The organism is Streptomyces coeruleorubidus, assembly GCF_028885415.1.
Taxonomy (GTDB): Bacteria; Actinomycetota; Actinomycetes; order Streptomycetales; family Streptomycetaceae; genus Streptomyces; species Streptomyces coeruleorubidus_A.
The window spans coordinates 6963885-6977789 of the sequence record NZ_CP118527.1 but is presented as its reverse complement, the minus strand read 5'-3'; the positions used below and the strand labels follow the sequence as shown (position 1 = coordinate 6977789).

Genomic DNA, 13905 nt, shown 5'->3' with positions numbered 1-13905 from the left:
GTAACTCCTTACTGAGCGGTGATTCGGTCTCAGCCCTTGACGAGCCTCAGTCCTTGGTGAGCCTGAGCCCTTGTCGGGCTTTCAGCCCTTGTCGAGCTTCAGTCCTTGTCGAGCCTCAGCCCTTTGTCAGCATCGAGCGGGCGAAGAAGCGCAGGTTGGCCGGCTTCTCCGCGAGGCGGCGCATGAAATAGCCGTACCAGTCGGTGCCGTAGGCCGTGTACACGCGCATCCGGTGGCCCTCGGCGGCCAGCCGCAGGTGCTCCTCGGTGCGGATGCCGTAGAGCATCTGGAACTCGTACTCGTCGAGCTTTCGCCCGGCGCGGTGGGCGAGCTCCTGGCCGATGGCGATCAGGCGCGGGTCGTGGGACCCGATCATCGGGTACCCCTCCCCCTGCATCAACGTCCCGAGGATCCGCACGTATGCCCGGTCGATCTCGTGTTTGTCCAGATACGCGACCGAGCCCGGCTCCTTGTACGCGCCCTTGACCAGGCGCACCCGGCTGCCGTTCGCGGCGAGGCGGCGGGCGTCGGCCTCGGTGCGGAAGAGGTACGCCTGGATGACGCAGCCCGTCTGCGGGAAGTCCTTCCGCAGCTCCTCGTGGATGGCGAACATCGAGTCGAGGGTGGTGTGGTCCTCGGCGTCCAGGGTGACCGTGGTGCCGATCTCGGCGGCGGCCTCGACGACCGGGCGGACGTTGGCGAGGGCCAGTTCGTGGCCGCCGTCCAGCGCCTGCCCGAACATCGACAGTTTCACCGACATCTCGGCGCGGGTGCCGAGTTCCAGCGGCTTCAGGCGGTCGATCAGCTCCAGGTAGGCGTCCCGCGCGGCGGCGGCCTGGACGGGGTTGGTGATGTCCTCGCCGACGACGTCCATCGTCAGCTCCATGCCCCGCCCGGTGAGCTCCCGGATGACCGGAACCATGTCGTCGACGCCCTCGCCGGGGATGAAACGGTCGACGACCTGCTTGGTCACCGGTGCCGCCGAAACCAGGCGTCGCATCCGGTCGCTGCGCGACGCGGCGAGAATCACGGGACCCAGCACGGGGCACCTCCAGAGCACAACCAACGGATGGCCGGACCCCGGGCGGATGACGCTTCGGGTACGGCACGGAGAACCACCGTGAAACCTAAGGATCCCTCCGATCGTCGGCCATCGACAGCTGTCACGCATCCGTGCCGCAGATCTCAGACAGATGTATGAAGGGGTCTCTGGAGTGCGGGACAATGCCTGGATGACGTCGGAACACAGGGGTGACTACGAGGAGCTGGTCGACGAGATCTCGGAGCTGCTCGGGGCGCCCGCGACGCTGGAGAACCGGGACTTCGAGCTGCTCGCCTTCGGCGCGTACGACAGTGAGGGCGACCTCGACCCGTCGGCCCTGGACCCGGTGCGCACCCGCTCGATCCTCACCCGCCGCTCGACGGCAGCGGTCCGGGCGTGGTTCGAGGGCTTCGGCATCACGCGCGCGACCGGCCCGGTCCGGATCCCGCCGACGCCGGAGGCCGGGGTGTATCGGGGCCGGATCTGCCTGCCCGTCCGTCACCGGGGCGTGGTCCACGGCTACGTCTGGCTGCTGGACGACGACCCCGGCCCGAGCGAAGGCCAGCTGTCCGCCGCGATGCAGGTCACGGCCCAGATCGGCGCACTGCTCGCGGACGAGGCCCAGCACGGTGCCGACCTCAGCCGCGAGCTGCGGGCCGTGCTCACCGCCGAACGCGACTGGCAGCGTGACATGGCCATCGCGGAACTGCGCACCGCCCTCGGCCCTCGCGCCGACGGCCCGCACACGGTGGTGTGCGTCGCCCCCTGGCCCACGGCCGACCCCGACGACGCCCCGTCGGTCCGCACGATGCCGGGCGCGACGGCCCTGTGCACCCTGCCGTGGGGTGCTGCGTCCCAGTGCGTGGCCGTCCTGGTCCGCCTGCGCTCGTCGGACGTACTGACTCCGGCGACGACAGCGGCAGCCCGCCTGCTGGAGCGGGGGGGCGGGGGAAGCGGGCCGGGCGGCGGCGCCGTGCGGGGCGCGACCGGCACGGGCTCAGGCGGACCAACTGGCCCGGCCCCGCGCGGAACGACCGGCAGCACCTCGGGCGGAACAACCGGCAGCACTTCAGGCGGAGCGGCTGCCGACGCCCCACGGGGAACGACCGGCAACACCTCGAGCGGAACGACCGGCCCGGCCCCGCGCGGAACAACCGGCAACACCTCGGGCGGAGCCGCCGCCGGCGCCTCGGGCAGACCGGCCACCGGCACTCCGTCGTCCGGAGCAGGCGGAGCGGGCGGCTCGCCTGCTCAGGGACCGGCCGGCGGTCCCCGCGGCGCATCCGCCGCTGCCCGGCCAGAACAGCCCGGGGCTTCCTCCCACGGACCGACCGGCACCGCTGCGTCCGGCCCGGCGGGAAGGCCCTCGCGCGGAGCGGGCGGCCCCGCCGCCGGTGTCGCAACGCCCCGCTCCGGCCTCGCCGAGTTGGGGACGGCCTGGTGGGAGGCCTCGGCAGCGGCACGGGCCGCGTCGGCCGAGCCCCGGCTCGGGCCCGTCGCCCAGTGGGCGTCGATCGGGCCGTTCCGGCTGCTCACCGCGCTGCCGCCGGAGGTGGCCCGCGACCCCGCGGTGCACGCCCTGCTCTTCCCCGTCCACCAGGAGCTCGCCCGCACCGCCGAGGTCTACCTCGACTGCGCCGGCCAGGCCGCCCGGGCCGCCGCCGAGCTGGGCATCCACCGCCAGACCCTGTACTACCGCCTGTCCCGGATCGAGAAGCTCACCGGCCTGGACCTGGACGACGGCGAGGACCGCCTGCTCCTGCACATGGCGCTGAAGGGGGCCCGGCTCGCACAGGGCCAGGACATCGGGCCGTCCGGGTGAGTCAGTCGCCCGAACGGGCGGTTTGAGGACGGACCCGAGCGCCCTCGTACAAGTGGCACGAGCGGGCGCCTCGTACGGCCTCGTCCGCGGCGGCAGCCGCCTCGGCGGCTCACCGGGTACTGCGCCACCACTTCCCCGGAGCTGCGCCCCGGCTGGACATCACCCTGACCGGCCACGAGCCCTTCGCCAGCGCCTGGATCGGATCGCCGAGACGGCGCGCCTGTACGCGGCGGCCAGCACGGCCCAGGCGGACGCCCCCCATCACCGCCTGGGACGCCAAACCCCACTACGGCACCTGGCGGCCCGTCACCGCCATCCGGGAGGCGGACACCGACGGCACTTCCGTCCCGTCTCCTGACAGTCCCGTCCGCTGACAGCCGGGCCACTTCTGAAAACGATTGTCATCATGCTACGGTCATGGCGCGTTCAACCATTTACCAGGCCTTGACCGAGGTGTCCCCGTGCGCGTCCCCGCTCGACTCATCCCGCTTGCCGCCGTCACCGCGGCCTCCGCCCTGCTCACCGGCTGCTTCTCCGGTGGGCAGTCGGCCACGGACGCCTCCGGGGCAGGGGGCAAGCGCATACGCGTCGCGATGATGCAGCCACCGCGCTCGGGGCTGTCCCCGCTGTCGGACGACGCCTTCAAGCTGTCGCGCTGGTCGACGGCGGAGACCCTGGTGAAACTGAACGCGGACGGTGACGCCGAGCCGGCGCTGGCCACCGAGTGGGCCCAGTCCGGCCGGAATTGGACCTTCACCCTGCGCGACGGCGTCACCTTCCACGACGGGACGAAGCTCACCGCCGAAACCGTCGTCAACTCCCTCACCAAGGCCGCCGCCGCCTCCCCCAAGCCCCGCATTCTCGACGGCGTGGACCTGACCGCGAAGGCCGACGGCGACAAGGTCACCGTCACCACCGCAACCGAGGACCCCCTGGTCCCGCAGCGGCTCAGCTCCCCGCAGCTGTCGATCCTGGCCGCCAGGGCCTACAAGGGGAAGTCGGTCAACCCCGTCGGCGCGGGCACCGGCCCCTTCGAGCTGACGAAGGTCAACGGCACCTCTTCCGCCGCCCTCGACCGCTACGATGACTACTGGGGGAAGAAGGCCAAGGCCCCCGGCATCGACGTGCGGTTCGTGCCGGACGGCACCGCCCGTGCCGCGGCCCTGCGCAGCGGCGAGGCCGACATCGTCGAGGCGGTGCCGGTGTCGCAGGCCGCCGTCCTCGACCAGGACCTGATCACCGAAGTCCCGATGCCGCGCACCAACACCCTGTACCTCAACACCGAGAAGGGCCCCTTCAAGGACGCCGCGGTGCGGGCGGCGGCCCGTGAGGCCATCGACGCCGAGTCGATCGTGAAGGGCGTGTACGAGGGGCGCGCCGACGTCGCCGAGGGGCTGCTCGGCCCCGCCCTGCCCTGGGCGGCCGAGCTGCGGAAGCCGGTGCAGCGGACCAAGGCCGGCGGCCCGGCCGGCAAGACGATCACCATCGGCACCTTCACCGACCGCGCCGAGCTGCCCGAGGTCGCCGCCGCACTGCAACAGCAGCTGCAGAAGGCCGGGTTCAAGGTGAAGCTCGACGTCCGCGAGTACGCCAACATCGAGTCCGACGCGCTGGCGGGCCGGTTCGACGCGTTCATCCTCTCCCGCGCCACCGTCCTCGACTCCGGCGACCCGGCCGCCTACCTCTACAGCGACTTCGCCTCCGACGGCTCCTTCAACATCTCCCAGCTCGCGGCCCCGGCCGTGGACAAGGCCCTGCAGAAGGCCGGCGAGACGCCGACCGGCGACGCCCGGCGCCAGGCGGTCATCGCCGCCGAGGCCGCCGTGCTCGGCACGGACGCGGCCGTGCCCATGCTGCACGAGCGCGTGATCCAGGGCGACGCCGCCGGCGTGACCGACGCCGCCCACGACCCGCGTGAGCGGGAGCTGGTCACGGCGGACACCCACGTCAAGTGAAAGCCCGTATACGGCGGCTCGCCGGCGCCGCGGCGCTGACCCGCCTCCTCTGCCTGATCGCCGTCCTGGCCGCCGTCGGCCTGCTGCCCTGGCTCTCCGGCAGGGACCCGGCCCTGGCCGTGCTGCGGGCCCGCTCCGCCGAGCAGGACCCGACCGAGGAAGCTCTGGACTCCGTACGGCGGGACCTCGGTCTGGACGCCGGGCCCCTGTCCCTGCTGGGCGGCTGGGCCTCGGACCTGCTGCGCGGCGACCTCGGCGCCTCCTGGGTGTCGGGCACCGAGGTCCTGCCCTCCGTGGTCTCGGGGCTCCAGGTGTCACTGGCGCTGATGGGCGCCTCGCTGGGCGTGGCGCTGCTGCTGGCGTGCGCGCTGGTCGCGCCGGTGCTGGTGCGGGGCCGGGCCTCGGCCGGGGCGTGGGCCGCGATGCTGGCCGCCGTACCGGAGTTCCTGCTGGCCACGGTCGCGCTGCTGGTGTTCGGGGTGTGGCTGGGGTGGCTGCCGACGTCGGGCTGGGTGGGGCCGCAGAACATGGTCCTGCCCGCCGTGGCCCTCGGCGTCCCCGGCGGCGGGCTGCTCGGCCGGCTCGTCGCGGACGCGTTGCCCGCCGTGCTCGACGAACGGTGGGTGGAGCTGTGGCGGGGCGCCGGGGTGAGCCGGGCGCGGATCGCCGGGGCGGCGCTGCGACGCGTCCTGCCGCCGCTGGTCCCGCAGTTCGGGATGGTCGCCGTGGGGCTCACCGGTGGCGCGGTCGCCGTGGAGACGGTCTTCGCCGTGCCGGGCATCGGCCGTACCGCGCTCGGCGCCGCCAAGTCGCAGGATCTGCCGCTGCTCCAGGGCTCGGTGCTCGCACTGCTCGCGCTCGGCCTGGTCACGGGCGCGCTGGCGGCGCTCGCCCGGCGACGGCTGCTGGGCCCGGCCCTGCGGGACGCCTCGCTGGCACTGCCTCCGGCACGGCCGGTGCGCGCACATCCCGCGATCCCGTTGACGCTGTTCACCGTCCTCGCCGTGACCATCGGCTGGGGCCTGCTGCGCGACCCATACGCCGTCAACACCATGGCCCGGCTGGCCGCGCCCTCCTGGGCCCATCCGCTCGGCACCGACGGCCTCGGCCGTGACGTGCTCGCCCGGCTCGGACACGGCGCCGCCTCCACGGTCGGCACGGCGACGGCCGTCTGCCTGCTGAGCCTGCTGGTCGCGCTCGCCCTGGGCTTCCTCCCCCGGATCGCGGAGGGCGCGGCGGACATCGCCAACGCCCTGCCCCCGGTGATCGTCGGCATCCTGGTCGCCGCGGCCGCCGGTCCCGGCACCGGCGGCGCTGCCCTCGCGGTCGCGCTGATCTCCTGGCCGGCCCTGTCCGCACACGCGGCGGCGCTGGTGCAGGAGGTGCGGGCGTCGGCGTTCCTGACCGCCCAACGGGCCATCGGCGCGAGCCCGTTCTGGATCCTCACCCGGCACGTCCTGCCGTCCGTGGCCGCCCCGGTCGCCCGCCATGCCCTGCTGCGCCTGCCGGGCATCGCCCTGGCCCTGGCCTCGCTGGGCTTCCTGGGTCTGGGCGCCCAGCCGCCCGCCCCCGAGTGGGGTCTGCTGCTCGACGAGTCCCGCGCCTATGTGGAACGCGCCCCGTGGGCGGCGCTCGCCCCGGCGGTGGCGCTGGCCCTGCTGGCGGGCCTCGCGGTCTCGGGAGCGGCCCTCACCCAGGGCCGGAGGATACGTCGCGTCACCCCGGCTCCGGCCAAGAAGGAGGCCCCCGTTGGAGTCTGAGCCACTGCTGTCGGTGCGCGAGCTGCGGATCGCCTTCGACGGGATCGAGGCCGTGCGCGGCCTGTCCTTCGATGTCCTCCCGCGCGAAGTGCTGGCGATCGTCGGCGAGTCGGGAGCCGGCAAGTCCCTCACGGCCCGCGCGCTCCTCGGCATGCTGCCGTGCGGCGCGACCACGAGCGGCACGATCCTGCCCGACCTCTCGGCCCACCGGGGCCGCCGCGTCTCGCTCGTCCCGCAGGACGCCCTGTCGGCACTGTCCCCGGTGCACCGGGTGGGCGACCAACTCGCCGCCGCCGTACGGTCGGTGACCGGCGTCTCCCGCAAGGAGGCCAGGGCCCGGGCGGTCGCGGCCCTGGACCGGGTCGGCATCCCGGACGCGGCCCGCAGGGCACGGGCGTATCCGCACGAGTACTCCGGCGGCATGCGCCAGCGCGCGGTGATCGCCATGGCCACCATCAACGAACCGGACATCGTGGTCGCCGACGAGCCCACCACCGCCCTCGACGAGGAGCGCCGCGACCAGGTGCTGCGGCTGCTCGCCGAGCAGCGGGAGGCGGTCGGCGCCGCGCTCGTCCTGGTCACGCACGACATGGACGTCGTGCGGGGCCACGCGGACCGGGTGCTGGTCATGTACGCCGGACGCCTCACCGAACTCGGCCCCGCCGACGAGGTGCTGGCCCGCCCCCGCGCCCCCTACACGGCCGGCCTGCTCGCCTCCCTCCCGCAGAACGCGCCCCCGGGCCGCCGTCTCCCCGCCCTGCGCGGCACCCCGCCGGCCCCGGGCGCGCTCCCGCCGGGCTGCGCCTTCGCCCCGCGCTGCCCGCTCGCGGCGGACTCCTGCCGCACGGCACAACCAGAGCCCCAGCAGGTGCCCGGCCGCCTGGTCGCCTGCCACCGCTGGGAGGAACTCCCCCACCCGGCCGCCGAGTTGTTCCTGAAGGAGCGGCAGCCCGCATGAGCGAACCCCTGCTCGACGTCCGCGACCTGGTCGTCCGCTACGGCCAGGTCACCGCCGTGGACGGCGTCTCCTTCTCCCTGGCCGCCGGCGAGACCCTCGCCCTGAACGGCCCGTCCGGCTGCGGCAAGTCCTCCACGGCCCTGGCGGTGCTCCAGCTGCGCCGCCCGACCAGTGGTGAAGTCCACTTCGAGGGGCGGGAGTTGACGTCCCTCACCGAACGCGAGCTGCGCCCGCTGCGACCCCGTATGCAGCCCGTCTTCCAGGACCCGTACGGCTCGCTGAGCCCCCGCCACCGCATCCGCGACGCCATCGCCGAACCGCTGAAGGTCCAGGGCCGCTGGCATTCCGCCGACGGCCCGGAACGGGTCGCCGAACTCCTCGACCGGGTGGGCCTGGACCCCGCGTACGGCGACCGGCACCCGCACGAGCTCTCCGGCGGCCAGTGCCAGCGCGCCGGCATCGCCCGCGCCCTGGCGTCCGACCCGCGGCTGCTGGTGCTCGACGAGCCGGTGTCGTCACTCGACCCGTCGGTACGCGCGGGCGTGCTGAACCTGCTCGCCGACCTCCAGGACGACCTGGGCCTCGGCTACCTGTTCATCTGCCACGACCGGGCGGTCGTACGGCACTTCGCGGACCGGGTCGTCGAGATGCGCGAGGGGCGCGTCGGCGTCACTTCCGGGTAGCGGCCTCGATCACCTGGCGGAGCCCCTCGGCGAGCTGCCCGGCCTCGGGCGCGCTCTTCGGGTCGAAGGTCCACTGCGACATGAGCCCCATCATCAGGGTCAGGTAGAAGTAGCCGAGGGTGTCGACCTTCTCCTCGGGGACATCCTCCTCGTTCCCGCCGTGGAAGAGCGTGATGATGCCGCGCGCCCCGCCCCGCTGGGCCTGCGCGAGATGCTCCCGCACCTCCGGCAGCTGGTCGCCCATCGCCGCGATCTCCATGCTGAGCCGCCACATCGACCCGGGGTCACGCATGGTTGCGATGATGTTCGACCACACTTCGGCGAACCGCTCCAGCGACCCCGGCTCCCCGCCCAGCTCACCGCCGCCCTCGAAGGCGTCGGACATCCCCTCCACCATCTCGATGTACGCCTGCGCCAGCAGCGCGTCCTTCGAGCCGTAGTGGTAGCCGATCGAGGCCAGGTTCGTCCCCGACTCCTTGACGATGTCGCGCGCCGTCGTGCGCACGAACCCCTTCGCCAGCAGGCAGCGCTTGGCGCCCTCGAGCAGATCCTCACGGTGTCCCATGGCATCTCACCCTACCCCCGCATCCATACACACGTCCCAGACACTCGTCTTATACAGACGTACTAGACAAGCGTTTAAGACACTCGTACAGTCCTGCCCCATGACGACGAACCCCAACTCCCCGGCCCGCGCCGGCCGCCGCGAATGGACCGCCCTCGGCGTCCTGATGCTGCCGCTGCTGCTGGTCTCGATGGACGTCTCGGTCCTCTACTTCGCGGTCCCGGAGATCAGCGCCGATCTTGAGCCCACCGGCACCCAGCAGCTGTGGATCTTCGACATCTACGCCTTCGTCCTGGCCGGCCTGCTGATGACGATGGGCGCGCTGGGCGACCGGATCGGCCGCCGCAAGCTGCTGCTGATCGGCGCCGCCGCCTTCGGAGCCGCCTCGCTGGCCGCGGCGTACGCCCACAGCGCCGAGGCGCTGATCGCGGCCCGCGCCGTGCTGGGCATCGGCGGCGCGACCCTGATGCCGTCGACGCTGGCGCTGGTCCGCACGATGTTCACCGACCCCGCGCAGCGCGCGAAGGCGATCGCCCTGTGGTCCGGCGTGATGACGGGCGGCGTCGCGCTCGGCTCGGTGATGAGCGGCGTGCTCGTCGAGTACTTCTGGTGGGGCTCGGTCTTCCTGGTCAACCTGCCCGCGATGGCGCTGCTGCTGGTCATCGGCCCGATCCTGCTCCCCGAGTCGAGGAACCCCGCCCCCGGCCGCTTCGACCGGCTCAGCGTGTCGCTGTCGATGGCGGCGGTGCTCCCGGTGATCTACGGCCTGAAGGAGATCACGTCGGACGGCTGGAACGTCCGCTACGTCGTCTCGATCACCGTCGGCCTGCTCTTCGCCGCCCTCTTCGTCCACCGCCAGCGCACATCGGCCTCACCCATGATCCCACCCACGCTGTTCCGCGGCCGGGGCTTCGGGCCCGCCGTCGCCCTGAACCTGCTCGCGCTGTTCGGGATGATGGGCTCGGCGTTGTTCACCACGCAGTACATCCAGTCGGTGCTCGGCAAGAGCGCGATGGAGGCCGCGCTGTGGGGCCTGCTGCCGTCGGTGCCGATCGGCATGGCGGCCCCGCTGGCGACTTGGCTGGTCCGCAAGGGCGTCGCCCGCGCCACCGTCGTCGCGGCGGGCTTCACGATCTCCGCGAGCGGCTACGGCCTGCTGGCCGTCGCCGGTACGGAGTCGATGTGGCTGGTGCTGACCGCGTGCGGGGTCCTGGCCTGCGGAGTCGTCATGGCGACGACCCAGATCATGGATCTCGCGATGGGCGCCGCACCAGTGGACCGGGCGGCGACCGCCTCCTCCCTGATGGAGACCGGCGCGGAGTTCGGCGGCGCCCTGGGGATGGCGGTCCTGGGATCGATCGGTACGGCGGTCTACCGCCATGAGATCCCCGCCTCGGCGCCGGCTCCCGCCCACGAGACGCTGGGCGCCGCCCTGGCCGTGGCCGAGCAGCTGCCGGGACGCACGGGGGACGTCCTGGCGGCGGCGGCACGCGAGGCGTTCACCAGCGGAATGCGGGGCGCCGCCCTGGCGGGGGCGGTGACGCTGCTGGGCGCGGCCGTGCTGGCGACGGTCATGCTGCGGCGCGTGCCCGTGCACGACAACGCCGGACGAGCTGATCAACTCAGCCCGTCCGGCGTTTGAACGGCAATCTCAGACCAGGTTCACCGAACGAGCCGACGTCGCACCGATCTCCGCCGCGACCTCGGCCAGCACACCGGAGGTCACCGTGTCGTCCACGGTCAGCACCGCCAGCGCCTCGCCGCCGGCCACGGACCGCGACACCTGCATGCCGGCGATGTTGATGCCCGCCTCGCCGAGGATGCGGCCCACCGTGCCGACGACACCCGGCCGGTCCTCGTACTTCAGCACCACCATGTGCTCGGCGAGCGCGAGGTCGACGTCGTAGTCGCCGACGGCGACGATCTTCTGGAGGTGCTTGGGGCCGGCCAGCGTGCCGGAGACCGACACCTCCTCGCCGTCGGCGAGGGTGCCGCGCACGGTGACGACGTTGCGGTGCTCGGTCGCCTCCGAGCTGGTGGTCAGCCGCACCTCGACGCCGCGCTCCTGGGCGAACAGCGGGGCGTTGACGTAGGACACCGTCTCGTCGACGACGTCCTCGAAGACACCCTTGAGGGCGGACAGTTCCAGCACCTTCACGTCGTGCTGGGTGATCTCGCCGTACACCTCGACGTCGAGGCGGACCGCGACCTCACCGGCGAGCGCCATGAAGATCCGGCCCAGGCGCTCGGCGAGCGGCAGACCCGGCTTGACGTCCTCGGCGATGACGCCGCCCTGGACGTTCACCGCGTCCGGCACGAGCTCACCGGCGAGCGCCAGACGCACGGAACGGGCGACGGCGATACCGGCCTTCTCCTGCGCCTCGTCGGTGGAGGCACCGAGGTGCGGGGTGGCGACGACCTGGTCGAACTCGAAGAGCGGCGAGTCGGTGCACGGCTCCTTGGCGTACACGTCGAGACCGGCACCGGCGACCCGGCCCTCCTTGAGGGCGGAGTACAGCGCCTCCTCATCGACGATCCCGCCGCGCGCGGCGTTGACGATGCGCACGCTCGGCTTGACCTTGCGCAGTGCCTCGTCGCCGATCAGGCCGAGCGTCTCGGGGGTCTTGGGCAGGTGGACGGTGATGAAGTCGGAGACCTCGAGCAGCTCGTCCAGCGACAGCACCTTCACGCCCATCTGCGCGGCGCGCGCGGGCTGCACGTAGGGGTCGTAGGCCACGACCTTCATGCCGAAGGCGGACATGCGCTGCGCGACGAGCGCGCCGATGCGGCCGAGGCCGACGACACCGAGGGTCTTCTCGGCCAGCTCCACGCCCGTGTACTTGCTGCGCTTCCACTCGCCGTTCTTCAGCGCGGCGTTGGCCTGCGGGATGTTGCGGGCGGTGGCGAGGAGGAGACCGCAGGCGAGCTCGGCGGCGGTCACGATGTTCGAGGTGGGGGCGTTGACGACCATCACGCCGGCCTTGGTGGCGGCGGACACGTCCACGTTGTCCAGGCCGACGCCGGCTCGCGCGACGACCTTGAGCTTGTTCGCGGCGGCGATCGCCTCGGCGTCGACCTTGGTGGCCGAACGGATCAGGATCGCGTCCACCTCGGCGATGGCCGGGAGCAGCTCGGCCCGGTCCGCGCCGTTGCACTGCCGGATCTCGAAGTCCGGGCCCAGCGCGTCGACGGTGGCAGGCGACAGCTCTTCAGCGATGAGTACGACTGGTTTCGAGCTCACGTGAGTCCTCACAAGTCCAATGCTGCGGACGGCCGTCCCGACGGCCGCAGGCGGTGGAGGGGTGCATGCCGCGTGGAAGACGCACGACGCTGTGGGCCTGACGCGTATATATGCAGCAGTGTAGTGGTGCAACGGTGGGCGTCTCACGCCTGCGCGGAAGGATCACCCGGACGAGAAAGGGCCCGGCCGCGGCGTCGGTGCCGCGGCCGGGCCCGAGGGCTCACGCCTCCTCGTCGACCCAGCTCATGAGCTTGCGCAGCTCCTTGCCGGTGGTCTCCAGCAGGTGCTCGGAGTCCTGCTTCTTGTACTCGTTGTACTTCTTCAGACCGCCGTGGTACTCGTCCATCCACTGCCTCGCGAACGAACCGTCCTGGATCTCGGCGAGGACCTTCTTCATCTCGGCCTTGGTGGCGTCCGTGATGATGCGCGGGCCGGTGACGTAGTCGCCCCACTCGGCGGTCTCGGAGATCGACCAGCGCATCTTCTCCAGGCCGCCCTCGTACATGAGGTCCACGATCAGCTTCAGCTCGTGCAGGCACTCGAAGTAGGCGATCTCCGGCTGGTAGCCGGCCTCGGTCAGCGTCTCGAAGCCCGCCTTGACCAGCGCGGCCGTACCACCGCAGAGGACGGCCTGCTCACCGAACAGGTCGGTCTCGGTCTCCTCGGTGAAGGTCGTCTTGATGACGCCGGCGCGGGTGCCGCCGATGCCCTTGGCGTACGACAGGGCCAGCGCGAAGGCGTTGCCGGTCGCGTCCTGCTCGACGGCGGCGATGCACGGAACGCCGCGGCCCTCCTCGTACTGGCGGCGCACCAGGTGGCCCGGGCCCTTGGGGGCGACCATGCAGACGTCCACGCCGGCCGGGGGCTTGATGAAGCCGTAGCGGATGTTCAGGCCGTGGCCGAAGAACAGCGCGTCGCCGTCCTTCAGGTTGGGGGCGATGTGCTCCTCGTAGACCTGGGCCTGGATCGGGTCCGGGACCAGGATCATGATGACGTCGGCCTCGGCGGCGGCCTCCGACGGCGTCACCACGCGCAGGCCCTGCTCCTCGGCCTTGGCCTTGGACTTGGAGCCCTCGTGCAGACCGACGCGCACGTCGACACCCGAGTCACGGAGCGACAGCGCGTGGGCGTGGCCCTGGCTGCCGTACCCGATGACCGCGACCTTGCGGCCCTGGATGATGGACAGGTCGGCGTCGGCGTCGTAGAACAGCTCGGCCACTTTGGGTTCTCTCCTCGGGAGTGCAGGTGTTGCGTCCCACCGTATGACGGGGGGCGGAAGGGAAGTCTGAGGGTCTCGGAATACGGGCGGCCGGCGGCGCGCCGACCGCCCGTTTCGGGTCTTAGGCCGACCGGTCCAGGGCGCGCAGCGACCGGTCCGTGATGGAGCGGGCACCGCGGCCGATCGCGATCGTGCCGGACTGGACGAGCTCCTTGATGCCGTACGGCTCCAGCATCTTGAGCATCGCGGACAGCTTCTCGCCGGATCCGGTGGCCTCGATGGTCACGGCCTCCGGGGAGACGTCGACGGTCTTGGCGCGGAACAGCTGGACGATCTCGACGATCTGGGAGCGCGTCTCGTTGTCGGCGCGCACCTTCACCAGGACGAGTTCGCGCTGCACCGCCTGCGACGGCTCCAGCTCGACGATCTTCAGCACGTTGACGAGCTTGTTGAGCTGCTTGGTCACCTGCTCCAGCGGCAGGTCCTCCACCCCCACGACGATGGTGATGCGGGAGATGTCGGGGTGCTCGGTGACACCGACGGCGAGCGAGTCGATGTTGAAGCCGCGGCGGGAGAACAGCGCGGCGATCCGGGCGAGGATGCCGGGGGTGTTCTCCACCAGGACGGAGAGCGTGTGCTTGGACATGATCTCTTCGGTCT

At 72.1% G+C, this 13905-nt stretch carries 11 protein-coding genes; 6 read left to right on the top strand and 5 right to left on the bottom strand.

Annotated features, from left to right (window positions below):
• Positions 1-115: 115 nt before the first annotated feature.
• Entirely contained in the window at positions 116-1042 is a 927-nt protein-coding gene (locus PV963_RS32555) for a proline dehydrogenase family protein (RefSeq protein ID WP_274819900.1), read from the bottom strand.
• A gap of 190 nt (positions 1043-1232) precedes the next feature.
• Here PV963_RS32555 and PV963_RS32550 point away from each other — a divergent pair, with 190 nt between their 5' ends.
• The 5 genes from PV963_RS32550 (at position 1233) to PV963_RS32530 (ending at position 8220) form a co-directional block, all read left to right on the top strand.
• Positions 1233-2864 (top strand): PucR family transcriptional regulator, encoded by a 1632-nt coding sequence (locus PV963_RS32550; RefSeq protein WP_274819899.1) that lies wholly within the window; start codon positions 1233-1235, stop codon positions 2862-2864.
• A gap of 461 nt (positions 2865-3325) precedes the next feature.
• Entirely contained in the window at positions 3326-4819 is a 1494-nt protein-coding gene (locus PV963_RS32545; RefSeq protein WP_274819898.1) for an ABC transporter substrate-binding protein, read from the top strand.
• The gene (locus PV963_RS32540) at positions 4816-6579 is read left to right on the top strand and encodes an ABC transporter permease subunit (RefSeq protein WP_274819897.1); all 1764 of its coding nucleotides are present in this window, start codon (positions 4816-4818) and stop codon (positions 6577-6579) included. The genes PV963_RS32545 and PV963_RS32540 overlap by 4 nt, the downstream gene beginning before the upstream one ends.
• On the top strand, positions 6569-7537 hold the full coding sequence (locus tag PV963_RS32535; RefSeq protein ID WP_274819896.1) for an ABC transporter ATP-binding protein: 969 nt from the start codon (positions 6569-6571) through the stop codon (positions 7535-7537). Before PV963_RS32540 ends, PV963_RS32535 begins: the two co-directional genes overlap by 11 nt.
• Positions 7534-8220, top strand: coding sequence for an ATP-binding cassette domain-containing protein (locus tag PV963_RS32530; protein WP_274819894.1), 687 nt, complete (start codon positions 7534-7536; stop codon positions 8218-8220). Before PV963_RS32535 ends, PV963_RS32530 begins: the two co-directional genes overlap by 4 nt.
• On the opposite strand, the gene PV963_RS32525 is transcribed toward PV963_RS32530, so the two are convergent.
• Entirely contained in the window at positions 8207-8785 is a 579-nt protein-coding gene (locus PV963_RS32525) for a TetR/AcrR family transcriptional regulator (RefSeq protein ID WP_274819892.1), read from the bottom strand. The two genes, PV963_RS32530 and PV963_RS32525, sit on opposite strands and share 14 nt — an antisense overlap.
• Positions 8786-8885: 100 nt before the next feature.
• On the opposite strand from PV963_RS32525, the gene PV963_RS32520 reads away from it, so the two are divergent.
• A complete protein-coding gene (locus PV963_RS32520; protein WP_274819890.1) occupies positions 8886-10427 on the top strand; it encodes an MFS transporter in 1542 nt (513 codons plus the stop codon).
• A gap of 9 nt (positions 10428-10436) precedes the next feature.
• Here the strand turns inward: PV963_RS32520 and serA are convergent, their stop codons facing one another.
• From serA to ilvN, 3 genes are all read right to left on the bottom strand, one after another.
• Positions 10437-12026 (bottom strand): phosphoglycerate dehydrogenase, encoded by a 1590-nt coding sequence (serA, locus tag PV963_RS32515; RefSeq protein WP_274819888.1) that lies wholly within the window; start codon positions 12024-12026, stop codon positions 10437-10439.
• 220 nt (positions 12027-12246) lie between these two features.
• On the bottom strand, positions 12247-13245 hold the full coding sequence (gene ilvC / locus PV963_RS32510; protein WP_274819886.1) for a ketol-acid reductoisomerase: 999 nt from the start codon (positions 13243-13245) through the stop codon (positions 12247-12249).
• Between the two features lie 121 nt (positions 13246-13366).
• Entirely contained in the window at positions 13367-13891 is a 525-nt protein-coding gene (gene ilvN, locus PV963_RS32505) for an acetolactate synthase small subunit (RefSeq protein WP_010048631.1), read from the bottom strand.
• Positions 13892-13905 lie beyond the last annotated feature (14 nt).

Coding starts and splice junctions, on each gene's coding strand:
- PV963_RS32520 (WP_274819890.1), top strand. CDS start 8,886: ATGACGACGAACCCCAACTCCCCGGCCCGCGCCGGCCGCCGCGAATGG.
- ilvN (WP_010048631.1), bottom strand. CDS start 13,891: ATGTCCAAGCACACGCTCTCCGTCCTGGTGGAGAACACCCCCGGCATC.
- PV963_RS32525 (WP_274819892.1), bottom strand. CDS start 8,785: ATGGGACACCGTGAGGATCTGCTCGAGGGCGCCAAGCGCTGCCTGCTG.
- PV963_RS32530 (WP_274819894.1), top strand. CDS start 7,534: ATGAGCGAACCCCTGCTCGACGTCCGCGACCTGGTCGTCCGCTACGGC.
- PV963_RS32550 (WP_274819899.1), top strand. CDS start 1,233: ATGACGTCGGAACACAGGGGTGACTACGAGGAGCTGGTCGACGAGATC.